Raw genomic sequence first — 26,208 nt, forward strand, 5'->3', positions numbered from 1 at the left:
CAACCTCTAAGCTGGATTGCTTCGTCGAGAGTGGAGCGGTCGCGGAGGAACGATGGGCAAGAAGCGCAATCAGGGACGATCCGGCGGCGGCAAGTCCGGCGGTTCAGGGGGCCAGGGAGGCGGGCGCACCGCCGAGACGGCGCTGATGGTGCGGTTCCGCAGCTGGTACCGCTCGCACCTCGCCGATGTCGCCGTGCTGCACGAGCACCTCGAGGTCGACGAGGCCGTCGAGGTGCTGACCGACCTGTTCGCGATGACCCGCGACCTGCGTCCGCGCGGCTCCTTCGCTCAGCCCGACGCCCAGCTCCTCGAGGCCGTCTTCGACCAGATCGAGGCCGATCTCTCGGGCGAGGAGAGCGAGGCCGATCTCGACGACACGCTCTTCACCGTCGCCGAGGTGGTCGAGCACTTCCTCGACTTCCTCACCGACGAGGACCTCTGGACCGGCACCGACGAGGAGCTCGACGAGTGCCAGGCGGTGCTCGACGAGGTCCTCGACCTCGCCGGCTCCTTCGTCGAGGCCGTCCTCGACGATCTGCTCGAGCTCGACGAGGTCCCCGCCGAGCAGATGCTCGCCGCCGTCCGCGCGACGGCCGTCGTCCACGCCGCGGATGTCGTCGTCGAGCACCTCGCGGCGAGCGACGACGCCACGGTGACCGAGCGCGCCGCGCGAGAGATCGTCGTCGAGGCGGGCATCGCCTCCGCCGGCTCGACCCCGAGCGACGACGCCGTCCGCATCCCCGTCTCGGCCTGGTGGGACGCGCTGGTCGCCTCCGCCGTGCTCGAGGCCGACGGAGCGCAGGCCGCCCTCGGCGAGTCCGCCCCGCTCTGGCGCAGCTCCGAGCCTCTCGAGGCGTGGGCCGAGCGGATCGCCTACCTGGCCCGCTTCCTCGGCCAGTGGATCCGCAGCGCGCAGGAGGCGCTCGCCGCCTCCGACACCGAGAACGGCGCCTTCTCGCCCCGCGAGCGCGCGATCACGACGACCGACGCTGTCCTCGTGCGCATCGCGGTCGCCTGCCAGGCCGAGATCCACCCGGGTCTCGTCGTCGGCGAGCTGGTCGACGAGCTCGCCGCGGACCTCGACGTCGCCCTCGACGAGGCGCTCGACGAGCGCGAGCGGATGGTCGGCGCGGCCGAGCGGATGCTCGACGACACCGCCGAGCTCGGTCTGCTGCTGCACGAGCCCGAGTTCGGCTACGTGGTCCCCGACGCGCTGAAGCCGGGCATCGCCTCGGTCGTGCGGGCGAGCATCGTGCTGCTGGGCGAGACCGACGCGACCCGCCTCGAGATCCTCGACGAGGCGACGGAGGACACCGCCTCCGTCTTCGCCCTCAAGGTCGCCCTGCTCGGAACCAAGCCGGCCGTCTGGCGCCGGCTCGAGCTGTCGTCGGAGTCGTCGCTGCGCGATCTGCATCTCGCGCTGCAGCTGTCGCTCGGCTGGACCGACGCGCAGCCGCACTTCTTCAGCGTCGGCGTGCCCGACGAGGAGGGCGCGCCGATCGGCTCGCCCGCCGACGCCGAGGAGCTCGGCCCGGACCTCGTCGACGAGTCGCAGGTCGCCCTCGCCGAGGTTCTCGACGGAGTCGGCGACGAGCTGTTCTACGTCTACGACCTCGAGGACGAGTGGCGCCACGTCATCCGCCTCGAGTCGGTCTCGCCGCTGCGCGCCGCGCTGCCGCGATGCACGGGCGCGCGGGGCGCTGCTCCGATCGATGCGCCCGGCGGCCCCGTCGCCTGGGCCGACACGGTCCGCGCCGCGACCGACGCCTCCTCTCCCGACCATGCGGAGGCGCTCGAGGCGCTGGGTCTCGCACCCGGCGCCTCGTTCGATCCCGCGGCGGTCGACGTGGACGGGATCAACCGCTCGCTCGGGCTGCTCCGCTCGGCGGTCTGAGCCGCCTCGAGGGTCTGAGCGCCAGGGCGTCTGAGCCGCTAGGGCGTCAGCAGCAGCTTGCCGATGTGGCTGGAGGCGCGCATCCGCTCGTGCGCGCGCTCCGCCTCGGCGAGCGGCACGACCTCGTCGATCACCGGCCGCACGGTTCCGTCGGCGACCAGCGGCCACACCTTCTCGCGGACCTGGGCGATGATGGCCCGCCGCTCCTCGAGCGGGCGGGCGCGGAGGGTCGTGGCGTGCACGGCCGCGCGGCGGCGCATCAGGCCGCCGATGTCGAGCGAGCCGGCCGCCCCCGACTGGTTGCCGATGAAGACGATCCGGCCGCCGAGCGCGAGAGCCTCGACATCGCGGGCGAGGTAGTCGCCGCCGACCGGGTCGAGGATCACATCGGCGCCACGGCCGCCGGTCGCCTCGGCGAGGCGCCCGACGAAGTCCTCCTCGCGGTAGTCGATCAGGATGTCGGCGCCCAGCGCACGGCAGGCGTCGAGCTTGCGCGCGCTGCCGGCCGTCACCGCGACCCGGGCGCCGATCGCGACGGCGATCTGGATCGCGGCCGTCCCGATGCCGCTGCCCCCGCCGTGGACGAGGACCGTCTCGCCCGCCCGGAGCCCGGCGACCATCACCAGGTTCGACCAGACCGTCGCGGTCGCCTCCGGCAGTGCCGCCGCCGAGACGAGCCCGACGCCGGCGGGGACCGGGAGGAGGAGTCCCGCGTCGACCACCGCGTACTCGGCGTACCCGCCGCCCGGCAGCAGCGCGCAGACCTCGTCGCCCTCGGCGGCCGACGTCGTGCCGGGTCCGAGCCCGACGACGGCGCCCGAGACCTCCATGCCGAGCACGGGGGAGGCGCCGGGCGGCGGCGGGTAGGCGCCCGCGCGCTGCGAGAGGTCGGCACGGTTGACTCCGGCCGCCGCGACGCGGATCAGCACCTCACCCGGCCCGGGCGACGGAGTGGGCACCTCCTCGAGCACGAGGCGGGAGTCGGGACCGGGCTGTTCGACGCGGATCGCAAGCATGCCGCGATGCTACGCCGCGCGGCTCGGCGCGCCTCCTGCACATCCGACGAGCGCCTGCACATCGCACCCCCGCGCGGCGTCAGGCGTGCTCCGCGAGGAACGCGAGCACCGCCTCCTTGAACCCGCGCGCCGGCACCGTGCTCGTGTGGTCGCGGCCCGGGACGCTGACGAAGCGCGCTCCCGCCTCCGCGGCCAGCCGCTCGCCTCCGGGCGCGATCGGGTCGGCGTCGCCGGTGACCAGCAGCATGGGCAGCTCCGGGTGCGTCCCGAGCTCCGGATGCGCCCCGCCGCGCACCCCGTCGGCGACCGCGACCAGCGCCGCGAGGTCGTTGCCCGCCACGCCCTCGGCCATGCCGATGAACGCGCGGGTGAAGCGGTCGTCGATCTCGCCGCCGTCGGCCGCTCGCGCCCGCGCCGCGTCGGCGTCGAAGTGCCGCAGCGGCTCGCCGACGGTGAGCCCGCCGAGACTCAGCGTCGCGAGGCGCTCGGGGTGCCGCAGCCCGAGGATCCAGCCCATCCGCGCGCCGAGCGAGTAGCCGAGGTAGTGCGGTTCGACCAGGTCGTAGGAGTCGAGGACGCGCACGATGTCGCCCACCATCACGTCGACTCCGTAGGCGTCGGCGCGGTGCGGCTTCTCGCTCGCGCCGTGCCCGCGCTGGTCGAGGGCGACGACGCGGTATCCGGCGCGGACCAGAGTCCGGAGCCACCCCGAGGTCTCCCAGTTCAGCACCGCGTGGGAGGCGAAGCCGTGCACCGCGAGCACAGTCAGCGCCCCCTCGTCGCCCACCGCGTAGGTGGCGATCCTCACTCCGTCATCGGCCACGACGAACACGGGGGAGGGGAACTCGATCACCCCACCACCCTGCCATCCCGCGGGAGGCGGTCAGCGCGCCGGGCGGGAGGAGCGCACGAACGGGACTGCGAGGAACAGACGCACTGGTCTGCCTCGCCCGGAGCGGATGCCGAGCACGAGGCAGAGCACGATGTTGAGCACGGCGAGGAGGAGGATCGCGGCGATGGTGAGCAGGGGCCAGTCGGCGCCGAGCGTGTCGCGCACCGACACGAGCGCGAGGTGCAGCGGGACGAGCATGAGCTGCAGGGCGAGATAGGTGAGCTGCCAGTTCACGGCGACGACGCCGTTGCGATCGCTCAGCGGGCCGGTCCGCCGCTTCGCCCCCCACGTCATCACGGTCGCGATGAGCGAGATGACGGGCGAGAGGATCACGAAGCCGGCCAGCGCCGCGAGACCGGCGAGCCAGACGGCGCGGGCGCCCCGGGCATCGCGCGTGCGGAACCGGGTCTCGTCGTCGTCCATCCGCCGTCGCCTCCTCGCGCCCCGTCCGGCGACGCGCCGGCCCCACCAGTCTCGCACCCGCCCCCTGGGGGACACGGGGGCTGGCCCCACCGTTCCGGGGGTTCCCCGGATGGGTGCCACGCCTCCGCCTCCGTAGCGTGGAGGCATCGCCGGAACGACCACGCCGGCACAGCGAGAGAAGGAGCATCCCCATGACCACCGACGCCGACACGACTCCGGCCGACCAGCGGCCCACCGAGAACCTCGGCACGACAGCCGTCCTCACGGAGCCGCAGCCGCAGCGCACGCCGGACCCCGAGCAGCAGAGCCTCCGCGCTCCGCACCCGGAGGCGCCCTACGGCACACCGCCCGCCCCCGCCGTCGCGACGGCGGCCCCCTCGTCGCCGTTCTCGCTGACGAGCCTCATCCTCGGTGTCACGTCGGTCTTCTTCGGCCTCACCGTGATCGCGCCGGTCGCCGGCCTCGTCTTCGGCATCCTGGGTCTGCGGCGCGAGCCCGCGGGCCGCACGCTCGCCATCTGGGGCATCGTGCTCAACGCCCTGATGATCGGCTTCGTCGCCCTCCTGATCGTCGGGATCGCGTTCTTCGGGCTCCTGATCCCGTTCGTCGCGATCGCGACCGGCACCGACTACAGCTGAGCCGGGCGATTCAGGCCAGGAAGGCGCGCAGCAGCGCGGCCGAGGCCTGCACGTGCTCCGACATCAGCCGCGCCGCCTCGTCGGCCCGCCCCGTCAGGATGGCCGTCACGAGGGCCCGGTGCTGCTCATCGGCGTGGGCGATGTTGCGCGGCAGCAGCGGGATGTCGTCCAGCAGCTCGTTGACCCGCATCCGGCTCTCGGCGACGAGCGGCAGGAGCGACGGGACGCCCGCCAGCTCCGCCACGGCGAGGTGCAGGCGGGAGTCGAGCCGCCGGTAGTCCTCGGGGCTCGCCGCCTCCACGTCGGCGAGCGCCTCGAAGAGCCGGCCGCGATCGGCCGCCGTCAGATCGGCCGCCGCCGCGAGCCGCGCGGCGCCGACCTCGAGGATCTCGCGCAGCCCGACCACGTCGTCGATCTCGGCCCGGTCGAAGCCGCGGCGCCCCGGCACCTCCGCCTGAGGCAACTCGTCGGCGACGAAGGTGCCGCCGTAGCGGCCGCGCCGGACGCTGAGGTAGCCGGCGTCGGCCAGCGACGAGATCGCGTCGCGCACCGTGTCGCGACCCACGCCCAGTCGCGCGGCGAGCTCGCGCTCGGCGGGCAGCCGCTCGCCCGGCGCGACCAGCCCGAGCTTCACGGTCTGCATCAGGCGCTGCACGGTCTCCTCGAACGAGTTGCCGGTGCGCACGGGGCGCAGGACCGCCTCCTCGGCGCTCGCGCCAGGGGCCGCGGCCTCGTCACCCCCGCCGGCCACGCCGATCACTCCGGAGTCACGTACGCCGACGAGATACCGCCGTCGACGAGGAACGTCGACCCGGTGATGAAGGAGGCGTCGTCGCTGGCGAGGAACGCGACCGCCGCGGCGAGCTCCTCCGGCTCGGCGAACCGGCCGACCGGGATGTGCACGAGTCGGCGCTGCGCCCGCACGGGATCCGCAGCGAACAGCTCCTGCAGCAGCGGCGTGTTCACCGGCCCCGGGCAGAGCGCGTTGACGCGGATGCCCTGCCGGGCGAACTGCACGCCGAGCTCGCGGCTCATCGCCAGCACGCCGCCCTTCGAGGCCGTGTAGCTGATCTGCGAGGTGGCCGAGCCGAGCACCGCCACGAAGGACGCGGTGTTGATGATCGATCCGCTGCCCTGCCGCGTCATGTGCCGCAGCGCCGCCCGGCAGCACAGGTAGACCGACTTGAGGTTGACGTCCTGCACCCGCTCCCACGCGGGCAGCTCTGTGATCTCGATCGAGTCGTCGTCGGGGGGCGAGATCCCGGCGTTGTTGAAGGCGATGTCGACCGAGCCGTAGGCGTCGACGGCGGCCTGGAAGAGCGCGTCGACCTCGGCCTCGCTCGTCACGTCGACCTTCACGAACAGCCCGCCGAGCGCCTCGGCCACCTCGGTGCCGCGAGCCTGGTCGACATCGGCGATGACCACGCGGGCGCCCTCGCGGACGAAGCGCGTCGCGGTGGCGAGGCCGATCCCGCTCGCGCCGCCGGTGACGACCGCGACCTTGCCGGCGAGGCGCTGCCCCAGGTCGAGCGGGGTGGTGTCGAGAGGAGGGATCGCCATGGTCGGCCTTTCGGGGTCGGTGCAGAGGAGGCAGTGCGGGGGATGGTGGGAGGAGTCGCGGCCTCAGTCGGCCGCGAAGAAGATGTTCTTGGTCTCGGTGAAGCCCAGCGCCGCGTCCGGCCCGAGCTCGCGCCCGAGGCCCGACTGCTTGAAGCCGCCGAAGGGCGTGGAGTACCGCACCGACGAGTGCGAGTTGACCGAGAGGTTGCCGCTCTCGACCGCCCGCGACATCCGCAGCGCCCGCCCGAGGTCGCGGGTCCAGATCGATCCCGAGAGGCCGTAGTCGGAGTCGTTCGCGAGGCGGACCGCGTCGGCCTCGTCCTCGAACGGCAGCACCGAGACGACGGGCCCGAAGACCTCCTCGCGCCATACGGCGTCGCTGCTCGAGGGAAGCAGCACCGTCGGCGGGAACCAGAACCCCGCCCCGATCGGGGCCGAGCCGCGGAACGCCACGGGCGCCCCCTCCGGAACGAACGACGCGACCCGCTCGTGGTGGGCGGCCGAGACCAGCGGACCCATCTCGGTCGCCTCCTCGCGCGGATCGCCGACGACGACGCCCTGCACCGCGGGCTCGAGCAGCTCGAGGAAGCGGTCGAGGACGCTGCGCTCGACGAGGATGCGGCTGCGCGCGCAGCAGTCCTGCCCGGCGTTCTCGAAGACGCCGTAGGGGGCCGTGGCCGCCGCCCGCTCGAGGTCGGAGTCGGCGAAGACGATGTTCGCGCTCTTGCCGCCGAGCTCGAGCGTGACCCGCTTGACCTGCTCGGCGCAGCCCGCCATGACCCTCTTGCCGACGCGCGTCGATCCGGTGAAGACCACCTTGCGCACCAGCGGATGCGTCACGAAGCGCTCGCCGACGACGTCGCCCCGGCCGGGCAGCACCTGGAAGAGCCCCTCCGGCAGCCCCGACTCGAGCGCCAGCTCGGCCAGGCGGAGGCTGGTCAGCGGAGTCCACTCGGCCGGCTTCAGCACGACGGCGTTGCCCGCGGCGAGCGCCGGCGCGAAGCCCCACGACGCGATCGTCATCGGGAAGTTCCACGGCGTGATGATGCCGACCACGCCGAGCGGCTCGTGCACGGTCACATCGAGTCCGCCGGCGACCGGGATCTGCGCGCCCAGCAGCCGCTCGGGGGCGGCGGAGGCGTACTCGAGCACGTCGCGCACGTGCCCCGCCTCCCAGCGGGACTGGGTGATCGGGTGGCCGGAGTTGCGGGTCTCGAGCGCGGCCAGCTCCTCGATCGCGCCGTCGACGGAGGCGGCGAAGCGGCGGAGGGCGCGGGCCCGGTCGACGGGGGCCAGGGCGGCCCAGGCGCGCTGGGCGACGTCGGCGCGGGCGATGGCGGCGTCGACGCCGCCCAGATCGACGAGCGCGATCTCGTCGAAGGCGGCTCCGGTCGAGGGGTCGACGAGGGACTGCGTGCTCATGCGTGTGTCGCTTCCGCGCTGGGGGTCGCGCGGTGGGCGAGTGCCGCCGCGACGAGACCGGTGAAGAGGCGGGCGTCCGAGGCGTCCTCCTCCGGGTGCCACTGGACACCGAGGGCGAAGCGCCGCCCGGGCACCTCGAGCGCCTCGATCGTGCCGTCGGCCGTGCGCGCCGCCACCTCGAGGCCGTCGGCCACCCGGTCGACCGCCTGGTGGTGGTAGACCTGCGCGCGCACCGAGTCCTCGCCGAGGAGCCCGCGCAGCCGCGACTCCGGCTCGACCGCGACGTCGACGTGCGAGAAGACGCCGCCGCCCGCCTGGTAGCGGCGGTCGCCGACCAGATCGGGCAGGTGCTGGTGCAGCGTGCCGCCGAGGCTGACGTTCAGCAGCTGGGCGCCGCGGCAGATGCCGAGGAACGGCACGTCGCTCTCGAGGGCGGCGCTCACCAGCAGGTCCTCCCAGGCGTCGCGCTCGGGGCGGGGCGCGTCCGTCTCGGGGTGCGGCTCCTGTCCGTAGCGAGCGGGGTCGATGTCCTTGCCGCCGCAGACGATGAGCCCGTCGAGCCGGTCCACGACGGCGCGCGCCGTCTCGGCCGAGGCGGGCTGAGGAGGCAGCAGCAGCGCCACGCCGCCCGCTCTCGTCACCGAGTCGATGTAGTTCGCGGGGAGGAAGGACGCCTCGACGTCCCACACTCCCGACACCGCTCGCTCGCGGTAGGTGGTGAGCCCGATGATCGGCCGCGGCGCGACCGGGGCGCCGGAGTAGTCAGAGGCGTTCAAAGCCGCGCACCCTCTCCCAGTCGGTCACCGCCGCGTCGTACGCCGCGAGCTCGACCCGCGCGTTGTTGACGTAGTGGTCGACGACCTCGTCGCCGAAGGCCGCCCGCGCGAGGGCGGAGTGCTCGAACAGGTCCGCGGCCTCGCGGAGCGTCGTGGGGACCCGCGGCGCACCCGACGTGTAGGCGTTGCCGGTGCAGACCTCCTCGAGCTCCAGCTCGTTCTCGATCCCGTGCAGGCCTGCCGCGATCAGGGCTGCGACGGCCAGGTACTGGTTGACGTCGCCTCCCGGCACGCGGTTCTCGACGCGCATCCCCGGGCCGTGGCCGACCACGCGGAGCGAGCACGTGCGGTTGTCGAGACCCCAGGCGACCGCGGTCGGCGCGAAGGAGCCGTCGACGTAGCGCTTGTACGAGTTGATGTTCGGGGCGAAGAAGAGCGTGAACTCGCGCATCGCTGCGAGCTGCCCCGCCAGGTAGTGGCGGAACATCGCCGACATGCCGTGCTCCCCCTCCGCGTCGGCGAACACCGGCGTGCCGTCGGTGCCGCGCAGCGAGAGGTGGATGTGGCAGGAGTTGCCCTCGCGCTCGTTGAACTTGGCCATGAAGGTCAGGCTCTTGCCGTGCTTGTCGGCGATCTCCTTGGCCCCCGACTTGTAGATCGAGTGGTTGTCGCAGGTCACCATCGCGGTGTCGTACTTGAAGCCGATCTCCTGCTGGCCGAAGTTGCACTCGCCCTTGATGCCCTCGCAGTAGAGGCCGGCGCCCTCCATCGAGACTCGGATGTCGCGCATCAGCGGCTCCATGCGGGTCGACGCGAGCAGCGCGTAGTCGATGTTGTAGTCGCTCGCCGGGGTCAGCTCGCGGTAGCCCTTCTTGAACGCCTCGCGGTAGGAGTCGTCGAAGACGATGAACTCGAGCTCGGTCGCGACGAGCGCCTCGAGCCCGCGCTCGGCGAGGCGGTCGAGCTGGGCCCGGAGGATCTGCCGCGGCGCCTCGCCGACCGGCGCCTCGTCGAGCCAGGTCAGGTCGGCGGTCACCATCGCGGTGCCGGGCAGCCAGGGTGCGAGCCGGAGGGTCGAGAGGTCGGGGACCATCGCCATGTCGCCGTACCCGCGCTCCCAGCTCGAGATGGCGTAGCCGGCGACGGTGTTCATCTCGACGTCGACCGCGAGGAGGTAGTTGCAGCACTCGGCGCCGTGCTCGGCGACCTCGTCCTGGAACAGCCGCGCCGAGATGCGCTTGCCGACCAGGCGCCCCTGCATGTCGGTGAAGGCGACGATGACGGTGTCGATCTCGCCCGCGGCGATGAGCTCGTCGAGCCGCTCGAGCGTGAGCATTCCCCGCTTCGTCGCGGTCTGCGGGGTGCCGGCTGTGCTCATCGTCTGCCTCCGGGTGCTGGCTCCGCCGGTCGGCCGAGAGGAGGCGCATGGTCGGATCGGGGACCATTAGACCACAGGGCGGCGTGGGCGAGGGATCGTGTCGTCAGCGACCAGGTCGCCGTCTGGCGAGGGTTTTACCTCGCCGAAACACCATTGGCCTTCACAGCGTCCATTGAGGTCCCTATGCTCGGTCGCGACGACCCGAGGAGACCCGATGACCCAGCAGTCCGACGCCCCGCAGTCCCCGTCGAAGGCCCGAACGAAGAGCCCCGACTCCGCCAACGTGACGAGCACCGCCGGCGTGAGCTACCGCAAGGCCGAGGAGGGCTACTTCGAGAAGCGCACCCTCCGCCGCTCGGCCGGCGTCTGGGGCCTCTGGGGTCTCGCGGTCGCCGCGGTCATCTCGGGCGACTTCTCGGGCTGGAACTTCGGCATCGACTTCGCCGGCTTCGGCGGGATGCTGATCGCCTTCGCGATCCTGGTGGTGATGTACTACGGCCTCATCTTCTCGATCGGCGAGATGTCGGCCGCGATGCCGCACACCGGAGGCGCCTACTCATTCGCCCGGTCGGCCATGGGCCCGTGGGGCGGTCTCGTCACCGGCCTCGCCGAGACGATCGAGTACGTCGCGACGACCGCCGTGGTCGTCTTCTTCTCGGCCCAGTACGCGAACGGAGTGACGAGCGAGCTGCTCGGCTTCGACCTCTCGGGCGCGATGTGTATCTGGTGGCTCGTCCTCTACATCGTCTTCGTCGCCCTGAACTCGGCGGGCGCGGCGATCTCGTTCCGCTTCGCCATCGTCGTCTCGATCGTCTCGATCGCGATCCTGCTGGCCTTCTCGGTGATGGCCCTCCTCTCGCCCGCGCTCGACTGGTCGAGCCTCTGGAACATCGCTCCCGACGAGGGCCAGACCGAGTTCCTCCCGCACGGCGTGATCCCGATCCTGTTCGCGCTGCCCTTCGCGATGTGGTTCTTCCTCGGCATCGAGGAACTGCCGCTCGCGGCCGAGGAGGCGCACGACCCGGTCCGCGACATCCCGCGCGCCGGATTCTGGGCCCGCGGCACCCTGATCGTCACCGGCCTGCTCGTGCTGTTCCTCAACACGGCGCTGATCGGCTCCGAGGACATGGGCGTCTCGGCCGAGCCGCTGCTCGACGGCTTCCGCGCGATGGTCGGCGACGGAGCAGCCGCGGTGCTCGCCCTGTTCGCGCTCGTCGGACTGCTCGCCTCGCTCCAGGGCATCATGTTCGCCTACGGCCGCAACATGTACTCGCTCTCGCGGGCCGGCTACTACCCGCGGGTGTTCTCGCTGACCGGCAAGCGTCAGACTCCGTGGATCGCGCTGACGGTGGGTGCAGCGATCGGGTTCGTCGCGCTGGTGGTCGTCGACCTGCTCGGGCGCGTCTCGCCCGACGGAGCGGGTGCCGTCGCGGGCGCCATCGTCCTCAACATCGCGGTCTGGGGAGCGGTCGTCGCCTACTTCCTGCAGATGGTGTCGTTCGTGCTGCTGCGCCGGCGATTCCCGAACGCGGTCCGCCCGTACAAGAGCCCGTGGGGCCTGCCGGGCGCGATCATCGCCGCCCTTATCAACGTGCTGATCTTCTTCGGCTTCCTGCTGAACGAGGTGTTCCAGCCCGCGATCATCGCGATCGTCGTCGTCTACGTGATCATCCTGATCGGCTTCGCCGTCTGGGGCCGCAAGCGCCTCGTGCTCTCGCCCGAGGAGGAGTACGCCCTGAGCGGCGGACTGCACGCCGCCCCGAGCATCCCGGAGCCGGACCGCGTGGAGTAGGTCCTCAGGCGCCGCCGCCGCGGCTGTCGTGCTGCGGGTCGAACGCGACGGGCCGGTACCCGTCGCTGACGACCGCGCGCACGACGAGGAGGAGTGCGGCGGCGCCGAGCACGGCGAGGAGGAGCAGGAGGACGAGCATGAGGAGTCCGATCGAATCGAGAAAGCGGCCACTTCCGGCCGTTCCCTCGAGAGTGGCCCTCGACAGGCCCGTCCTGCGCGGCACTCAGCAGTCCACTCCGCCGCAGGAGGCTCGGACCATCCCAGTCGGCCGCAGGTGGCCTGGCCTGAGCCCGTCCCGACCCGCGGCGTAGGCTGGCAGGAGCAGTTCGCGGACCCCCTGCACTCCCGGGGCCGCACGACGACAGCAACGGAGCTGACGTGACCCTCGCCACGAGCACCCTCCCCGACGACCAGCCGGAAGGACGCGACCTGACCACCACCGCACCGGGCACCCCCGCGGAGCCCGCCCCCGCCGTCCGCACCGAGACCGACTCCCTGGGCTCGCTCGAGATCCCCGCCGACGCGTACTGGGGCATCCACACCGCCCGCGCCCTCGACAACTTCCCGATCTCGAAGCGCCCGATCTCGATCTACCCCGACCTGGTCAGGGCGCTCGCCACGGTCAAGCTCGCCGCCGCGCGGGCCAACACCGAGATCGGCAGCCTCTCGCGAGACAAGGCCGGGCTCATCGAGGCCGCCTGCCGCCGCATCATCGACGGCGAGTTCCACGACCAGTTCGTGGTCGGCGTGATCCAGGGCGGAGCCGGCACCTCGACGAACATGAACGCCAACGAGGTCGTCGCGAACGTCGCCCTCGAGATCGCCGGCCGCCCCCGGGGCGACTACGCATTCCTGCACCCGCTCGACGACGTCAACCGCAGCCAGTCGACCAACGACGTCTACCCGACGGCGATCAAGATCGCGATGACCTGGTCGCTCCGGCGCCTCCTCGACGAGCTCGCCCTGCTCCGGCAGTCGTTCTCGCACAAGGCGGTCGAGTTCGGCCACGTGCTCAAGATCGGCCGCACCCAGCTGCAGGACGCGGTGCCGATGACGCTGGGGCAGGAGTTCCACGGCTTCGCCACCACGCTCGGCGAGGATCACGCCCGCCTCTCCGAGACGATCTGGCTGCTCGCCGAGGTCAACATCGGCGCGACCGCGATCGGCACCGGCATCACCGCGGATCCGCGGTACGGCGCCGCCGCGGTGCGCCACCTCAACGAGATCACCGATCTCGACCTCGAGATGGCGCAGGACCTCGTCGAGGCCACCAGCGACACCGGAGTGTTCATGTCGTTCTCGAGCGCCCTCAAGCGCTCCGCGATCAAGCTCTCCAAGATCTGCAACGACCTGCGGCTGCTCTCCTCCGGCCCGCAGGCGGGCTTCGGCGAGATCAACCTGCCGCCCCGCCAGGCGGGCTCGAGCATCATGCCGGGCAAGGTGAACCCGGTGATCCCGGAGGTGGTCAACCAGGTCGCGTACTCGGTGGCCGGCGCCGACGTCACCGTCACCATGGCGGCCGAGGCCGGGCAGCTGCAGCTCAACGCCTTCGAGCCGGTGATCGCGCACTCGCTCCTGCAGAGCATCACCTGGATGACCCAGGCCTGCCTGACCCTCCGCATCAACTGCATCGACGGGATCACGGCCAACGAGGACCGCCTCGAGGCGATGGTCGCCTCCTCCGTCGGAGTCGTGACCGCGCTGACCCCGAGCATCGGCTACACCGCCTCCGCCGCCATCGCCAAGGCGGCGCTGGCGACCGGCCGCAACGTCGCCGACCTCGTCGTCGAGGCCGGCCTCATGTCGCGCGAGGAGGTGCTGCGGCTGATCTCGCCCGCTCGCCTCTCCGGGATCGAGGCGATGACCGCGGCGATCCCGATCATCCCGCCCGAGCAGTGAGGGCCGCGCGCCAGAGGTGCATGCCGGCGTAGCTGCGCCACGGCGCCCAGCCGTGGCCCCGCTCCGCCAGCGCCCGCGCCTCGGACGGCAGCCCGATCGCCGACGCCCCGGCCCGCAGCGCGAGGTCGCCGGTGAGCAGGACGTCCGGATCGCCGGTGACCCGCATGGCGACGTAGCCGGCGGTCCACGGCCCGATCCCCGGCACCGCGAGCAGCTGCTCCGAGAGCTCGTCCCGGCTCCCGCCCGCGTCCAGCCGGAGAGCGCCCTCGGCGAGCAGAGCGCAGACGCGCAGGACCGTGTCGATCCGTCGCGCGGGCCCGCGCAGCACCTCCGCCCCGCGGTCGGCGATCACGGCGGCGGAGGGGAACGAGCGGGTGATCGAGCCCGTCGCGATCTCGGCCGGCAGCTCGTCGCCGAGGGCCTCGACGAGGCGGCCCAGCGCGGTGCGCGCGGCGGCGACCGACACCTGCTGACCGAGCAGCGTGCGCACGAGGGTCTCGTCGGCGTCCACCGAGCCCGGGAGCCGGATCCCCGGGGCCGCGGCGACCAGCGGCGCGAGCGCGGGGTCGGCCGAGAGCGCCTCGTCGATCGCCCGGGAGTCGGCGTCGAGATCGAGCAGCCGGCGCACGCGGGCGACCAGCGGGCCTGCATCGGCGAGCGAGGCGAGGGTGGCGGTGCACCGCACGACGTCGCCGTCCCGCTCCAGCCTCGCGACGGCAGGACCGCCGGGGAGCGCGAGGGCGCGCGAGTAGACGCCGGGTGACGCCTCCTCGAGCCCCGCCACCGCGCGGTCGCCGAGGAAGGCCAGCACGCCCGCGTCGAACGGCGCGCGCACCGGGAGCCGGAGCCGGAGCGTCGTCGCGCCCGCCCGCGCCTCGGTCTCGGAGCGATCGGCGCGGGCACTCGCGCGCAGGGCGCTGGGCGTGCGCTCGTACACCTCGGCGAGCGTCGCGTTGAACTGCCGGATGCTCGTGAATCCCGCCGCGAAGGCGACGTCCGAGACCGGGAGCTCGGTCCCGGTCAGCAGCAGCCGGGCGGTCTGCGCCCGCTGCGCGCGGGCCAGGGCGAGCGGAGGCGCGCCCAGCTCCTCCCGGAGGATGCGGCCGAGGTGCCGCGCTCCGTAGCCGAGCCGGGCGGCGAGGCCCTCGACGCCCTCGCGGTCGACGACCCCGTCGGCGATGAGGCGCATCGCCCGGGCCGCGGTGTCGTCGCGGAGGTTCCACTCCGGGGAGCCGGGGGTGGCATCGGGCAGGCAGCGCTTGCAGGCCCGGAGCCCCGCCTCGTGCGCGGCGGCCGCCGTGGGGTAGAAGCGCACGTTCCCGGGCCGCGGCGTCGTCGCGGGGCAGCTCGGCCGGCAGTAGATCCCGGTCGAGTGCACGCCGGTGATGAAGCGGCCGTCGAAGCGGGAGTCGCGCGAGGCGACGGCGCGGTAGCGCTCCTCGAAGAGCGGATCGGCGGGCATGCCTCGAGCCTGTCACGCGCGAGGCGGCTCCGATCGCGGGAATCGGACACGGACCGCGCCCGACGCGGGTGCTGCGCGTTCAGAACCGAGGTCGGGAGTCGCTCACGGCGGCGGTGGAGCCCCCACGGCCGCCCTGACCCTCGGTTCTGCACGCGCGCCGCTGTCAAGCACGGCGGCCGGACCGCGCCGGTGCCCTACTCTCGGACCCCATGAGCGCCTATCCGCCGCCGGCCCCGCCCGCCCGCCCCTCCGTCGTGCCGACCGTGCTCGGCGCCATCGGCGTCGCGCTGCTCGGGATCCTGCTGCTGATCGTCCTCGCCTACGTCGTCCTCGGCCTCGGCGCGAGCGCCGCCGCCGTCTGCGCCGTGATCGCGCTCGTGCCGCTCGCCGTCGTGCTCGCCGGGGTGCGCTGGGTCGACCGCTGGGAGCCGGAGGCTCCGCTCGGCCTGTGGTTCGCGTTCCTCTGGGGCGCCGCCGGCTCGGTGGCGATCGCGCTGCTGGTCGACCTCGGCGTGCAGATCGCGGTGTACGCCTCCGGATCGCAGCCCAGCGACTCGGACTTCGTCGGCGCCGTCATCCAGGCGCCGCTCGTCGAGGAGACGGCCAAGGGCCTCGGTGTGCTGCTGGTCCTGCTGATCTGGCGCCGAACGTTCGACGGCCCGGTCGACGGCATCGTCTACGCGGCGGTCGTCGCCTCGGGCTTCGCCTTCGTCGAGAACATCCTCTACTTCGGCAGTGCGCTGGTCGAGGGCGGCCTGGGCTCGCTCGCCGTGACGTTCTTCCTCCGCGGTGTGCTCTCGCCCTTCGCCCACGTGCTGTTCACCGCCTGCACCGGCGCTGCGCTCGGTTTCGCCGTGCGTCGGCGCGGAGCCGCGGCCGTGCCGATCGTCCTGCTCGGCCTGACGCTCGCCGCCTTCCTTCACGCGCTCTGGAACGGCTCCTCGTTCCTCGTCTCCGACTGGTTCGGGTTCTACGGAGTGGTCCAGGTGCCGCTCTTCGTCGTCGCGGTGGTCGTCGTGGTGCTGCTGCGCCGACGCGAGCGGGCGGTCACCCTCGAGCGCCTGGGCGACTACGCGGCCGCGGGCTGGCTCTCGCCGGCCGAGGTCCGCATGATCGGCACCGCGGAGGGGCGCCGCACCGCGCTGCGCTGGGCGCGCACCGCGGGCAGCGACCGGCCCCGGGCGATGACCGGGTTCATCCGCACGGCGACGCGCCTCGCGCACCTCCGCCAGCACACGATCGTCGGTCGCGGCGGCCGGGCGGCGGCCGTCGACGAACAGGTCCTGCTCGACGAGCTCGTGGCCCGTCGGGCGGCGCTCACGCGCTGACGAGGAGCGCCGAGCGCCGGCGCAGGTCGACCAGCGCCACGATCGCGGCGGCGAGGCAGACGGCCGCCACCGCGGGTGCGACCAGGTCGATCGAGGCCTCGAGACCGAGCGCGGTCGCCAGTGCCCCCGCGACGACCGCGGTGATCGCCTGGCCGAGGTAGCTCAGGAGGTACACGGCCGAGATCATCGAGCCGCGGTGCTCGGCGGGCGCGGCCCGGCCGACCAGCGCGAGACCGCCCGAGAAGCTCAGCGAGTAGCCGACGCCGCTGACGACGGCGAACGCGAAGAACAGGGGGAGGGACCCGCTCGCGGCCGTCCACTCCAGCAGCCCGAGCGAGACGACGGCGACCAGCGCGCCGGCGATGACGGCGACGTGCGCGGGGACCCGCTGGATCGCGAGCGCGGTGGCACCGATGACGAGGGCCGAGAGGGCGAGGACCGATCCGGTGACGAGCAGATCCGTGGTGCCCGTCAGCTCGCGCACCATCACGGCGCCGAGCGAGAGCACCAGCGCGCCCACGGCGTACGCCACGGTCACAGCGAGGGTCGCGGAGGCGTACGCCATCCGCAGCCCCGACGGCACGTGGGGGAGTCGCGGGCGCCACGGCCGCGCCGCCGGGGGTCGGTCGTCACGGCTCAGGGCGAGCAGCGCGAGGGTCGCGAGGCCGACCACGGCGAGCACCCAGAAGCTGAGCCGGAGGGGGAGGGGCGCGTACTGCGCGAGCGCTCCCGAGAGCAGCAGCGAGAGTGCGAGGCCGGCGGCCGTCGAGACTGTCGTCAGCGACGACGGGAGCCGCGGGTTCTCCGAGACGTTGTTGTCGACGAGGGAGGCGCTCGCCGCCCCCAGCGCCAGCGCCGTGCCGAGACCCTGCAGGCTCCGGCCGACGTAGAGCAGCGCGACGCCGTCCGCGAGCGAGAACGCGAGCGCCGAGGCCGAGATCAGGGCGATGCCGATCAGCATCGTGCGCCGACGGCCGATCACGTCCGAGAGGTCGCCGACCACGAGCAGCGCGAGCAGCAGCACGACCGGGTAGGCGCCGAAGACCGTCGTGATGACGACCGGCGAGAGGCCCCACTCCGCCGCGTAGCTCGGGTAGAGCACCGAGGGGGAGCCGCTCGACCACAGGCACAGCGCCAGCACCAGGGTCGAGACCCAGAAGCTGCCGCGGCGGCCGAGACGCACGGGCCGCGGCATCAGGCCGCTGCGGCGGTGCGCACCCGGCGCTCGCCGGCGGTCACCGGCACCGCGAGGCGGTTCTGCGCGGGCGGGAGCGGGCAGTTGTAGTGCGGTGAGAAGCCGCACGGCGGGATGTAGGCCCGGTTGAAGTCGAGCAGCACGGGGCCGGGCGTCCCGGCGTCGGCGGCGCCGTCGAGGCGCTGCACGACGAGGAAGCGCCCGACAGGGTAGCTGCTCAGCTCGGGGTCGTCGCTCCGATTGGTCGGGTCGCCGAACGGGACCAGCAGCGAGCCGCCGTCGTCGAAGGCCGCGACCGTGTACTCCCGCGCCCGGCCGTCGTCGACCAGCGAGAAGGTGATGTCGCCGGGCACCACGAGGTCGCGGGTCGCCCCGTTGTCGCGCAGGTGCTCGAACGGGATCGTGCGCTCCTCGTCCACCGGCTCGAACCACGCCTCGAGCACCCAGGCCGCATCGAAGGGGAACGTCTCGATCGTGTCGAAGGCGCGGATCGCCTCCGAGGCCGCGTCCCAGACGCGGTAGCCGTACTCCTCTTCGCCGGTCTCGAGGCTCGGGCGGCGCATCCGCGTGAGGGTGGCCGTCGGGCCGTGGCCCGCGAGCGCGGCCTCGTCGTCGACGCTCTCGCCGGCGGCGAGCCAGCGGGTCTCGACGAGGGCGAGGTCGCCGCGGGGACCGGTGACGCGGGCGGCGCGGCGCATCAGCCACGCCTCCCAGCCGGCGCGGGCCGACTCGGTCAGGTCCATCGAGGCTCGGGAGGGGGCGGTGATGCTGCTCGTCGACGACATGCCTCCTGCAACGCGCGAGAGCGTCGATCCCTTCCTCATCTGCTCGGCCCTGCAGATGAGATCCCTCTCATCCTCGTCTCACACCGGGCTTACGGCGCCCCGGGAGTCTCGGATCACGGGTCGAGGACCCGCCGCCGCCTCCGGGCCGCGTCCGCCGCCGAGGGGAACGCTCATGGTCATCCGCATCGCCCTGTACTCGCACGACTCCGTAGGGCTCGGGCACGTGCGCCGCAACGTCGCCCTCGCACACGCTCTGAACACGGCGCTGCCCGAGCTGCTCGGCGAGGAGGTGACGGGGATGCTCATCACGGGCCAGTCCTCGGCGACGGCCTTCGAGGCGCCTCCCGGCTGGGACTGGCTCGCCCTGCCGGGCGTGACCACTGGCGAGGACGGCTACCGCCCGCGCCACCTCGACCTCGAGCTCCGCACCCTCACCGATCTGCGCGGGGGAGTCGTCGGCGCCTCGCTCGCCGCCTTCGCACCCGACCTCGTGATCGTCGACCGCCATCCCTTCGGGGTGCACGGCGAGCTCGAGCCGGCGCTCCGAGCGCTGCGCGCGGCCGACCCCTCGGCCGTCGTCGTGCTCGGCCTCCGCGACGTCCTCGACCGCCGCTCCGCGACGCGGGCGGAGTGGAAGGCGGTGGGAGGGGCCTCAGCCGTCCGCGAGCTCTTCGACGCGGTCTGGGTCTACGGCGATCCGAGCGTGCACGACCCCGTCGCCACCGGCGAGATCCCGGAGGGGCTGCGCGACCTGGTCACCCACACCGGCTTCCTCGCGAACGGCCGCCTCGGCTCCGGTCACTCCGTCGCCGAGGAGCCGTTCGTGCTGACCACGGTCGGCGGCGGCTCCGACGGGCGCGCCATCGCCGAGGCCGCCGTCCGCGCGGCGGTGCCGGCCGGGTTCCGCCACGTCGTCGTCACCGGGCCGCAGATGCCCGCCGAGCACCGCAGGGCGATCCGAGCCGCCGCCGGCCCCTCCACCACGGTCGTCCGCTCCGTCCCGGACGCGCTCGCGCTGCTCCGCCGCGCCTCGGCCGTGGTGAGCATGGGCGGCTACAACACCGTGTGCGAGGTCATGAGCACCACGGCTCCCTCGCTCGTCGTCCCCCGCTCGAGCAGGCGGCAGGAGCAGCGGCTGCGCGCCGAGGCCCTCGAGCGCCGCGGAGCGGTCCAGGTGCTCGAGGAGGGCGCCGTCACCCCCGAGCGCCTCGGCGACTGGTTCGCCCGCAGTGTCGGCAGCACCGTCCTGAGGGCGGGGATCGACCTCGACGGACTCTCCGCCGTCGGCCCGCTCGCCGCCGATCTCATCGCCGCCGCCCGCGGCACCGCACAGAAGGAGGCCGACCGTGCCGTCTGAGACCCCCGCCCGCACCGCCTACGTCCTCAAGGTGTACCCGCGCTTCTCCGAGACCTTCGTCGTCTCCGAGATCCTCGCCCGGGAGGCCGCAGGGGAGGATCTGGTGATCTTCTCGCTCCGCGCCCCCGACGACCCGCGCTTCCACCCCGAGCTCGCCCGCGTGCAGGCTCCCGTCCGCTACCTCGAGAAGCCGGTCAAGGCGTCCGCGCTCTGGCAGGCGCTCCGCACGGCCGCGACCTCGCCCGGTCTCACCGCCTCGGTCGGCCGTCACCTCGACGAGTTGCTGCAGGCCGGCCCGGAGGACGCGGCGCAGGCCGTCCGGCTGGCCGCGGCGCTCGAGGCCGAGGGCGTCACGCACCTGCACGCGCACTTCGCCTCGAGCGCGACGACCGTCGCCCGCCTGGCTTCGCTGCTCTCGGGAGTGCCGTACTCGTTCACGGCGCACGCCAAGGACCTCTTCCACGAGTCCGTCGTCGACGCCGACCTCGAGCGCAAGCTCGCCGACGCCTGTTTCGCGGTGACGGTCAGCGACTACAACGTCCGCCACCTCGAGGAGCGCTTCCCCCGGGTCGCGCACCGCGTCCACCGCGTCTACAACGGGCTCGAGCTCGAGCGCTTCGACTTCGGCGCGCGTCCTGCCAGGGCCCAGGTGCTGCGCGTCGCCGCGGTCGGCCGCCTCGTCGAGAAGAAGGGCTTCGAGGTCCTGATCGACGCCGTCGCGGTGCTCACGGCAGGCGGGAGCGCCGTCCAGGTCGACATCGCAGGCGGCGGGGAGCTCGCCGGGCCCCTCGCCGAGCGGATCCGCGCCGCCGGACTAAAGGACCGCGTGCGACTGCTCGGCCCGCGCCCGCAGAACGAGATCGCCGAGCTGCTGCGCCGCTCCGACGTCTTCGTCGCCCCGTGCGTCGTCGGCGCCGACGGCAACGCCGACGGACTCCCGACGGTGCTGCTGGAGGCGATGGCCGCGGGAGTGCCGTGCATCTCGACCGCGGTCACCGGCATCCCCGAGGTCGTCCGAGACGGCGACACCGGGCTGCTCTGCCGCCCGGGCCGCGTCGACGACCTGGCGCGCGCTCTGCACCGGGTCGCCGACCCCGCCTTCGACGTCGAGGGGATCGCCCGCCGCGCCCGCGCGCTCATCGAGCGGGAGTTCGACTCGCGTGCGCAGGCCCGGCGGCTCGGCGAGCTGACCCGCTCCGCGGCGCCGATCCTGGCGGAGGTGGCGTGATGCGCGTCGCCTTCGTCTGCGCCGACCCCGGGGTCCCGGTCTTCGGCAGCAAGGGGTCCTCGGTCCACGTGCAGGAGATCCTGCGCGCCGTCCGCGCCCGCGGGCAGGAGGTGCGGGTCTACTGCGCCCGCCGGGGAGGGTCCGTTCCGGTCGACCTCGCGGACGTCCCCGTCCTCGAGCACCGCACGCGGGTGCAGGATCCGGCCGAGCGCGAGCGCGCCGTCGCCGAGTCGGCGGTGCACCTCGCCGAGGCCGTCGTCCTCGACGGCTGCGATCTCGTCTACGAGCGCTACTCGCTGTTCAGCCGCGCGTCGGCGGTCGTCTCGCGGGCCCTCGGAGTCCCGGCCGTCGTCGAGGTCAACTCGCCGCTGATCGAGGAGCAGCGCGAGCACCGGATCCTCGTGGACGAGCAGGGCGCCCGGGAGTCCACGCGCGCCCTGCTGTCCTCGGCCGCGGTGGTGGCGTGCGTCTCCGCTCCCGTCGCGCGCTGGGCGCGGGCGCACGGCGCCTCCGCGCCGCTGCTCGTCCCGAACGGAGTGAACACGACGCGCATCGTGCCGGGACCGGCGCGCAGCGAGGCGGTCCCGACCGTCGGCTTCGTCGGCACGCTCAAGCCCTGGCACGGTGTCGGCACTCTCCTCGACGCCGCCGCACGGCTCGAGCGCGGCGTCGTCCGCCTCGTCGTCGTCGGCGACGGTCCGGAGGGTGCCGCCCTGCGCGAGCAGGCGCTCCGGCTCGGCCTCGACGTCGAGTTCACCGGCGCGATCGACCCGGAGGACATGCCGCGGCAGCTCGCGCGGATCGACATCGGAGTCGCCCCCTACGGAGCGGGAGACGACTACTTCTCGCCGCTCAAGGTGTACGAGTACCTCGCGGCCGGTCTGCCCGTCGTCGCCTCCCGCGTCGGCCAGGTGCCCCGGATCGTCCGGCACGGTGAGACCGGTCTCCTGGTCGACCCCCACGACGCGTCGGCGCTCGCCGAGGCGCTCCGCTCCCTCGCCGCCGATCCCGCGCTCCGGCGCCGGATGTCCGCGGCGGCCCGCGCCACGGCGGTCGCCGAGCACGACTGGACCCGCGTGCTCGGGCGCATCCTCGACGCCGTCCCCGCTCGATCGGAGTCCGCCGCATGAGCGCCCGCACGACTCCCGACCCCGGCGCCCTGCGCCGCAGCCTCGCGATCGTCCGTCCCCATCTCCGCGAGCACCGCCTCCTGATGCTGGGCGGCCTCCTCGCGCTCCTCGCCGAGGTCGTCCTGCGGGTCCTCGAGCCCTGGCCGCTCAAGATCGTGATCGACAGCGTCAGCGCGAGCCTCGGTGCGACAGCGGGCGCCAACGCCGGCACCCCGCCGGCGACCATCGGCCTCCTCGTCGCGTGCGGAGCGATCCTGCTCGGCCTGGTCGGTCTGCGCGCCATCACCGCCTACCTCAGCACCATCGCCTTCGCCCTGGTCGGCTCGCGGGTGGCGACCTCGCTCCGCGCGCGCGTCTTCGCCCATGTGCAGGCGCTGTCTCTCCGCTACCACACGGTCTCGTCGGCGGGCGACACCGTCCAGCGCCTCGTCGGCGACATCGGCCGTCTCCAGGAGGTGGCGGTCACCGCGGGGCTGCCGCTGGTCGGCAACGTCATCACCCTGGTCGTGCTGACCGTGGTGATGCTCTGGCTCGATCCTCTGCTCACCCTGGTCGTGGTGGGCGCGGCGGTGGCGTACCTCGTCTCCTCCCGCCGCAGCACCGCCTCGATCACCAGCGCCTCGCGCACCACCCGCAAGGGCGAGGGGGCGCTCGCCGACACCGCCGCGCAGACCCTCGGCGCGATCCGCGTCGTGCAGGCCTACGGACTCGAGAAGGAGGTGGGCGGCGCCTTCGACCGCGGCAACGCCACGGCCCTGCACCAGGGCGTCAAGGCGCGCCGCCTCGCCGCCGCGCTCGAGCGTCGCACGGACGTCATCGTCGGCGCGGCGACGGCGATCGTGCTCGCCGCCGGCGGCTGGCGGGTCCTCGAGGGGCAGATGACGCCGGGAGATCTCGTCGTCTTCACGATGTACCTCAAGATCGCCATGCGCCCGCTCAAGGACCTCGCCAAGTACACGGGCCGCATCGCCCGGGCCGCCGCGTCCGGCGAGCGCGTGGCCGATCTGCTCGACGAGGAGATCGAGGTCCGCGACCGTCCCGGCGCGCGAGCGCTCCGCCCCGCCGGCGGAGCGATCGACTTCGAGTCGATCCACGTCGCCGACGGCTACGGCAGGCCGCTCTTCAGCGATCTCACGCTCTCGATCCGCGGGGGAGAGAACGTCTGCCTCCTGGGCGCCTCCGGGGCGGGCAAGTCGACGCTGATGGGACTCCTGGTGCGCGCCGCCGACCCCGAGGGCGGCCGGATCACGATCGACGGCACCGATCTGCGCGACGCGACGCTCGCGAGCCTGCGGTCGAACGTCTCGGTGCTGCTCCAGGACTCGGTGCTGTTCGCGACCTCGGTGCGCGAGAACATCCGGTACGGCCGCCTCGACGCGAGCGACGAGGAGGTCGAGGAGGCGGGACGCCGCGCCGACGCCGACGCCTTCGTCCGGTCGCTGCCCGACGGCTACGACACGGTGCTCGGCGAGCGCGGCGGCACGCTCTCGGGTGGCCAGCGGCAGCGGATCGCGATCGCGCGGGCCCTGCTGCGCGATGCTCCGATCGTCGTGCTCGACGAGGCGACGACCGGCCTCGACCCGGAGGCGCGCGCCCAGGTCGCGCAGTCGATCACCGAGCTGACCCGGGGGCGCACCACGCTCTCGATCACCCACGACCCCGCCTCCGTGATCGGCGCCGACCGGCTCCTCTGGCTCGAGGGCGGCCGCATCGTCGAGGACGGATCGCCGGAGGAGCTGCTGGCCCGCGACTCCCGCGTCGCCGCCTGGTTCCGCCGGGCGCAGACTCCGGATGCGACCGCGGAGGTCCCGGCATGATCGGCACCGCGACCCCGACCCCCCGCACCGACGCCGCCGTGGCCGCGCTCGCTCTGCGCGATCCCGCACTCCCCGGTCTCGGCGCCCTGCTCCACCCCGACCGCCTCGCCGACGCGCTCGGGCACCCCGTGCGCGTGACGCGCCGCCGCTGGAAGCCGGGCACCGAGATCGTCGTCGCCTTCGAGAGCGCTGAGGGCCACGGCTGGATCGCGGCCTGGGCCGACCCGGCGAAGCAGGCGAAGACCCGGCAGCGCGCCGCGGGCGTCGGCGCCGAGCTCCGCGAGCTGCCGGCGCTCGGCGCGCTCACCGGCCCGGTGCTCGCCGACCGCGCGCTCGCGCCGACCCTGCGCCGAATCCTCGAGCGCGAGCCGGCTCTGCTCGCGACCGGCCGCATCCTCCGGCACAACCCGCACCGCCGGCTCGTGCTCGCCGAGGGAGGCCGGGTCGTGAAGATCGTCCCGCGCGAGAGCGCCGACGCTGCCGAGGGCGTCCTCCGGGTGCAGACGGCGCTCGCGGCGCGGGGCCTGCCGGTGCCGGCACCCGTGTCCCTCCTCCGCGGTGCGTCGTCGACCCTCTGGTGGGGCGACGGTGATCTCACCCGGCCGGCTCGGGGCGCGGAGGCGTCCGCCGCGGTCGCCGGAGCCGCGCTCGCCCGCCTGCACGCGGTGGCCGACGTCCCGGTGCCCTCCGGTACCGCCGACGAGATCGGGGCGGCCGCCGCGGCGCTCGCCGCTCTCGCGCCGGAGCTCGGCCCGCGTCTCGAGCGCCTCGCGGGGGCCGTGAGCCGCTCGACCGGCCGATCGACGGTCGTCCACGGTGACTTCTCGGCCGATCAGGTGCTCGTCGGCGACGGCGTGCGGATCATCGACTTCGACCGGGTCCGCCGCGACGAGCCCGAGCGCGACCTCGGCAGCTTCCTGGCCGCCGAGCCCGGGGGATCCCGGCTCGGTGATGCGCTGATCGAGGCGTACCGGCACGCCGGCGGGTCGATCGACGACGGGGTGCTCCGGCGCCGCACCGCCGGCGCCATCCTGCTCCGCGCGGTCGAGCCGTTCCGCACGGCCACGCCCGACTGGCGCGAGCGCGTCGAGGCCGAGCTCGCCCGCGCCGAGACGGTGCTCCCGTGCTGAGCGGGGTGCCCGCCGAGGTCGTCGACGGCGGCGTCCGCTGGCAGGTCACCCGGGCCTGGCCCGGCGCCGACGGCACCGACGTCGAGGCGGCGGCGGAGGGGGCGGCGGGCGTCCGCGGCGGTCGGTGGAGCCCCTCGGGCGGGCTGCGGCTGCTCCCGAGTGGAGTCGACGCCCGTCTGCCCGCCCTCGAGGCCGCTCGCCGCGAGGGCGCGGTCATCGTGCACCGCCCGGGGCGCCGTGCCGTCGTGCGCACCGACGACGGAGGCGGCTTCCTCAAAGTCCTGCGCCCCTCCGCCGCTCCCGCGGTGCTGGCCGCGCACGAGCTCGCGCGCGGCTTCGGCGACGGTTTCTCCCTCCCCGCCGTCGAGCGCACCGCGAGCGGCCCCGCCGGGGTCGTCCGCTTCGCCGCGCTGCCCGGCCGCACCGTCCTCGACCTCGGCTCCGACCCGCGGACCACTCCCGCCCAGTGGGCGACGGTCTGGGCGCGGTGGGCCCAGGGCTGGGACGCCCTGCCGCCCGCCGACCCCGCGCTGCCGGTGCACGCGCCGGAGGCGGAGGCCGCGGTGGTCTCGCTCTGGGCGGGCCACGCTGCGCGGCTGCTCCCGGCCGACATCGCGACGAGGCTGGTCGCCGCGGCGGAGCGGGTCTCCGCCCGCCTCGTCGACGAGCCCGCGCAGCCCCTCGTGCTCGCGCACCGCGACCTGCACGACAAGCAGCTCCTCGCCTCCGAGGGCGCGCTCGCCCTGCTCGACCTCGACACCGCCGCGCAGGCCGAGGCCGCGCTCGACCTCGGCAACCTGCGGGCGCACCTGGGGCTCCGGGTCGCCCAGGGCCTGCTCCCGCCCGCCGCCTCCGCGGTGGCGATCGGCGTCGTCGACCTCGCCGCCGAGCGCGCGGGGGCGGCACCGGAGCGACTCGCCCTGTACGAGACCGCGGCCCGGCTGCGGCTGGCCTGCCTCTACCTCTTCCGGCCACCGTGGCGCGCACTCGCCCGCCGCTCCCTCCCTCCGATCCTCGAGAGGATCCTCGCTCCATGAGAAGATCTACAGGAAACCCGTTCTCCCGCCTCCTCGGCGGTTCGAGAGA

At 73.8% G+C, this 26,208-nt stretch carries 23 protein-coding genes; 11 read left to right on the forward strand and 12 right to left on the reverse strand.

The features are described 5' to 3' along the window. Nucleotides 1-52 precede the first annotated feature (52 nt). Nucleotides 53-1,894 carry a plasmid pRiA4b ORF-3 family protein gene (locus GRS96_RS09250; RefSeq protein WP_159858133.1) on the forward strand — a complete coding sequence of 614 codons (1,842 nt, stop codon included), beginning with the start codon at nucleotides 53-55 and terminating at the stop codon, nucleotides 1,892-1,894. A 38-nt stretch (nucleotides 1,895-1,932) separates the two neighbouring features. Here the strand turns inward: GRS96_RS09250 and GRS96_RS09255 are convergent, their stop codons facing one another. From GRS96_RS09255 to GRS96_RS09265, 3 genes are all read right to left on the reverse strand, one after another. After that, nucleotides 1,933-2,910, reverse strand: a complete 978-nt coding sequence (locus tag GRS96_RS09255; protein ID WP_159988327.1) for an NAD(P)H-quinone oxidoreductase — start codon at nucleotides 2,908-2,910, stop codon at nucleotides 1,933-1,935. A gap of 79 nt (nucleotides 2,911-2,989) precedes the next feature. Then, nucleotides 2,990-3,763: an alpha/beta fold hydrolase gene (locus tag GRS96_RS09260; protein WP_159858129.1), complete on the reverse strand. Its 774-nt coding sequence runs from the start codon at nucleotides 3,761-3,763 to the stop codon at nucleotides 2,990-2,992. A gap of 30 nt (nucleotides 3,764-3,793) precedes the next feature. Next, nucleotides 3,794-4,225: a DUF4870 domain-containing protein gene (locus tag GRS96_RS09265; protein ID WP_159988328.1), complete on the reverse strand. Its 432-nt coding sequence runs from the start codon at nucleotides 4,223-4,225 to the stop codon at nucleotides 3,794-3,796. 191 nt (nucleotides 4,226-4,416) lie between these two features. Here GRS96_RS09265 and GRS96_RS20650 point away from each other — a divergent pair, with 191 nt between their 5' ends. Beyond that, nucleotides 4,417-4,863, forward strand: coding sequence for a DUF4190 domain-containing protein (locus GRS96_RS20650; protein WP_236553603.1), 447 nt, complete (start codon nucleotides 4,417-4,419; stop codon nucleotides 4,861-4,863). Between the two features lie 10 nt (nucleotides 4,864-4,873). Here GRS96_RS20650 and GRS96_RS09275 read toward each other — a convergent pair whose 3' ends face one another. The 5 genes from GRS96_RS09275 to GRS96_RS09295 form a co-directional block, all read right to left on the reverse strand. Beyond that, entirely contained in the window at nucleotides 4,874-5,614 is a 741-nt protein-coding gene (locus GRS96_RS09275) for a FadR/GntR family transcriptional regulator (protein ID WP_235022069.1), read from the reverse strand. Nucleotides 5,615-5,619: 5 nt separating this feature from the next. After that, nucleotides 5,620-6,423 carry a 3-oxoacyl-ACP reductase gene (locus GRS96_RS09280; protein WP_159858125.1) on the reverse strand — a complete coding sequence of 268 codons (804 nt, stop codon included), beginning with the start codon at nucleotides 6,421-6,423 and terminating at the stop codon, nucleotides 5,620-5,622. A gap of 63 nt (nucleotides 6,424-6,486) precedes the next feature. Further along, the gene (locus GRS96_RS09285; RefSeq protein WP_159988329.1) at nucleotides 6,487-7,845 is read right to left on the reverse strand and encodes an aldehyde dehydrogenase family protein; all 1,359 of its coding nucleotides are present in this window, start codon (nucleotides 7,843-7,845) and stop codon (nucleotides 6,487-6,489) included. After that, a complete protein-coding gene (locus GRS96_RS09290) occupies nucleotides 7,842-8,621 on the reverse strand; it encodes a gamma-glutamyl-gamma-aminobutyrate hydrolase family protein (RefSeq protein ID WP_204162064.1) in 780 nt (259 codons plus the stop codon). The genes GRS96_RS09285 and GRS96_RS09290 overlap by 4 nt, the downstream gene beginning before the upstream one ends. Continuing rightward, nucleotides 8,608-9,999, reverse strand: a complete 1,392-nt coding sequence (locus tag GRS96_RS09295; RefSeq protein WP_328612393.1) for a glutamine synthetase family protein — start codon at nucleotides 9,997-9,999, stop codon at nucleotides 8,608-8,610. The genes GRS96_RS09290 and GRS96_RS09295 overlap by 14 nt, the downstream gene beginning before the upstream one ends. A 214-nt stretch (nucleotides 10,000-10,213) precedes the next feature. Between GRS96_RS09295 and GRS96_RS09300 the strand changes: the two genes are divergently transcribed. Then, nucleotides 10,214-11,791, forward strand: a complete 1,578-nt coding sequence (locus tag GRS96_RS09300) for an amino acid permease (RefSeq protein WP_159988330.1) — start codon at nucleotides 10,214-10,216, stop codon at nucleotides 11,789-11,791. A 4-nt stretch (nucleotides 11,792-11,795) separates the two neighbouring features. Here GRS96_RS09300 and GRS96_RS20795 read toward each other — a convergent pair whose 3' ends face one another. After that, complete coding sequence (locus tag GRS96_RS20795) at nucleotides 11,796-11,930, reverse strand: hypothetical protein (protein WP_268817153.1); 135 nt, start codon at nucleotides 11,928-11,930, stop codon at nucleotides 11,796-11,798. 290 nt (nucleotides 11,931-12,220) lie between these two features. Between GRS96_RS20795 and GRS96_RS09305 the strand changes: the two genes are divergently transcribed. Further along, nucleotides 12,221-13,690: an aspartate ammonia-lyase gene (locus tag GRS96_RS09305; protein ID WP_159989290.1), complete on the forward strand. Its 1,470-nt coding sequence runs from the start codon at nucleotides 12,221-12,223 to the stop codon at nucleotides 13,688-13,690. Here the strand turns inward: GRS96_RS09305 and GRS96_RS09310 are convergent. Continuing rightward, a complete protein-coding gene (locus tag GRS96_RS09310; protein ID WP_159988331.1) occupies nucleotides 13,671-15,152 on the reverse strand; it encodes a DNA-3-methyladenine glycosylase 2 family protein in 1,482 nt (493 codons plus the stop codon). The genes GRS96_RS09305 and GRS96_RS09310 overlap by 20 nt on opposite strands. A gap of 209 nt (nucleotides 15,153-15,361) precedes the next feature. On the opposite strand from GRS96_RS09310, the gene GRS96_RS09315 reads away from it, so the two are divergent. Then, nucleotides 15,362-16,480 carry a PrsW family intramembrane metalloprotease gene (locus GRS96_RS09315; RefSeq protein ID WP_236553604.1) on the forward strand — a complete coding sequence of 373 codons (1,119 nt, stop codon included), beginning with the start codon at nucleotides 15,362-15,364 and terminating at the stop codon, nucleotides 16,478-16,480. Here the strand turns inward: GRS96_RS09315 and GRS96_RS09320 are convergent. Together GRS96_RS09320 and GRS96_RS09325 are read right to left on the reverse strand one after the other, a co-directional pair. Next, entirely contained in the window at nucleotides 16,470-17,675 is a 1,206-nt protein-coding gene (locus tag GRS96_RS09320) for an MFS transporter (RefSeq protein WP_159858117.1), read from the reverse strand. The two genes, GRS96_RS09315 and GRS96_RS09320, sit on opposite strands and share 11 nt — an antisense overlap. Next, nucleotides 17,675-18,460 carry a DUF1684 domain-containing protein gene (locus GRS96_RS09325; protein ID WP_159988332.1) on the reverse strand — a complete coding sequence of 262 codons (786 nt, stop codon included), beginning with the start codon at nucleotides 18,458-18,460 and terminating at the stop codon, nucleotides 17,675-17,677. Before GRS96_RS09325 ends, GRS96_RS09320 begins: the two co-directional genes overlap by 1 nt. Before the next feature lie 172 nt (nucleotides 18,461-18,632). Between GRS96_RS09325 and GRS96_RS09330 the strand changes: the two genes are divergently transcribed. From GRS96_RS09330 to GRS96_RS09355, 6 genes are read left to right on the forward strand one after another with little or no spacing between them, the layout of a single operon-like run. After that, on the forward strand, nucleotides 18,633-19,817 hold the full coding sequence (locus tag GRS96_RS09330; RefSeq protein WP_159988333.1) for a glycosyltransferase family protein: 1,185 nt from the start codon (nucleotides 18,633-18,635) through the stop codon (nucleotides 19,815-19,817). Beyond that, the gene (locus GRS96_RS09335) at nucleotides 19,807-21,045 is read left to right on the forward strand and encodes a glycosyltransferase family 4 protein (RefSeq protein ID WP_159988334.1); all 1,239 of its coding nucleotides are present in this window, start codon (nucleotides 19,807-19,809) and stop codon (nucleotides 21,043-21,045) included. Before GRS96_RS09330 ends, GRS96_RS09335 begins: the two co-directional genes overlap by 11 nt. Beyond that, complete coding sequence (locus GRS96_RS09340) at nucleotides 21,045-22,175, forward strand: glycosyltransferase family 4 protein (RefSeq protein WP_159988335.1); 1,131 nt, start codon at nucleotides 21,045-21,047, stop codon at nucleotides 22,173-22,175. Before GRS96_RS09335 ends, GRS96_RS09340 begins: the two co-directional genes overlap by 1 nt. Further along, a complete protein-coding gene (locus GRS96_RS09345) occupies nucleotides 22,172-23,992 on the forward strand; it encodes an ABC transporter ATP-binding protein (protein WP_159988336.1) in 1,821 nt (606 codons plus the stop codon). Before GRS96_RS09340 ends, GRS96_RS09345 begins: the two co-directional genes overlap by 4 nt. Continuing rightward, nucleotides 23,989-25,122, forward strand: a complete 1,134-nt coding sequence (locus GRS96_RS09350) for a phosphotransferase family protein (RefSeq protein WP_159988337.1) — start codon at nucleotides 23,989-23,991, stop codon at nucleotides 25,120-25,122. Before GRS96_RS09345 ends, GRS96_RS09350 begins: the two co-directional genes overlap by 4 nt. Continuing rightward, a complete protein-coding gene (locus GRS96_RS09355; protein WP_159988338.1) occupies nucleotides 25,116-26,159 on the forward strand; it encodes a hypothetical protein in 1,044 nt (347 codons plus the stop codon). Before GRS96_RS09350 ends, GRS96_RS09355 begins: the two co-directional genes overlap by 7 nt. Nucleotides 26,160-26,208 lie beyond the last annotated feature (49 nt).

The organism is Rathayibacter sp. VKM Ac-2803, from assembly GCF_009807175.1.
GTDB lineage: Bacteria > Actinomycetota > Actinomycetes > Actinomycetales > Microbacteriaceae > Rathayibacter.

Bases quoted from the DNA above. Each gene is read 5' to 3' on its own strand.
- GRS96_RS09250 (WP_159858133.1), top strand. From the start codon at position 53: ATGGGCAAGAAGCGCAATCAGGGACGATCCGGCGGCGGCAAGTCCGGC.
- GRS96_RS09255 (WP_159988327.1), bottom strand. From the start codon at position 2,910: ATGCTTGCGATCCGCGTCGAACAGCCCGGTCCCGACTCCCGCCTCGTG.
- GRS96_RS09265 (WP_159988328.1), bottom strand. From the start codon at position 4,225: ATGGACGACGACGAGACCCGGTTCCGCACGCGCGATGCCCGGGGCGCC.
- GRS96_RS20650 (WP_236553603.1), top strand. From the start codon at position 4,417: ATGACCACCGACGCCGACACGACTCCGGCCGACCAGCGGCCCACCGAG.
- GRS96_RS09280 (WP_159858125.1), bottom strand. From the start codon at position 6,423: ATGGCGATCCCTCCTCTCGACACCACCCCGCTCGACCTGGGGCAGCGC.
- GRS96_RS09285 (WP_159988329.1), bottom strand. From the start codon at position 7,845: ATGAGCACGCAGTCCCTCGTCGACCCCTCGACCGGAGCCGCCTTCGAC.
- GRS96_RS09295 (WP_328612393.1), bottom strand. From the start codon at position 9,999: ATGAGCACAGCCGGCACCCCGCAGACCGCGACGAAGCGGGGAATGCTC.
- GRS96_RS09300 (WP_159988330.1), top strand. From the start codon at position 10,214: ATGACCCAGCAGTCCGACGCCCCGCAGTCCCCGTCGAAGGCCCGAACG.
- GRS96_RS20795 (WP_268817153.1), bottom strand. From the start codon at position 11,930: ATGCTCGTCCTCCTGCTCCTCCTCGCCGTGCTCGGCGCCGCCGCACTC.
- GRS96_RS09310 (WP_159988331.1), bottom strand. From the start codon at position 15,152: ATGCCCGCCGATCCGCTCTTCGAGGAGCGCTACCGCGCCGTCGCCTCG.
- GRS96_RS09315 (WP_236553604.1), top strand. From the start codon at position 15,362: ATGAGCGCCTATCCGCCGCCGGCCCCGCCCGCCCGCCCCTCCGTCGTG.
- GRS96_RS09320 (WP_159858117.1), bottom strand. From the start codon at position 17,675: ATGCCGCGGCCCGTGCGTCTCGGCCGCCGCGGCAGCTTCTGGGTCTCG.
- GRS96_RS09325 (WP_159988332.1), bottom strand. From the start codon at position 18,460: ATGTCGTCGACGAGCAGCATCACCGCCCCCTCCCGAGCCTCGATGGAC.
- GRS96_RS09330 (WP_159988333.1), top strand. From the start codon at position 18,633: ATGGTCATCCGCATCGCCCTGTACTCGCACGACTCCGTAGGGCTCGGG.
- GRS96_RS09340 (WP_159988335.1), top strand. From the start codon at position 21,045: ATGCGCGTCGCCTTCGTCTGCGCCGACCCCGGGGTCCCGGTCTTCGGC.
- GRS96_RS09345 (WP_159988336.1), top strand. From the start codon at position 22,172: ATGAGCGCCCGCACGACTCCCGACCCCGGCGCCCTGCGCCGCAGCCTC.
- GRS96_RS09350 (WP_159988337.1), top strand. From the start codon at position 23,989: ATGATCGGCACCGCGACCCCGACCCCCCGCACCGACGCCGCCGTGGCC.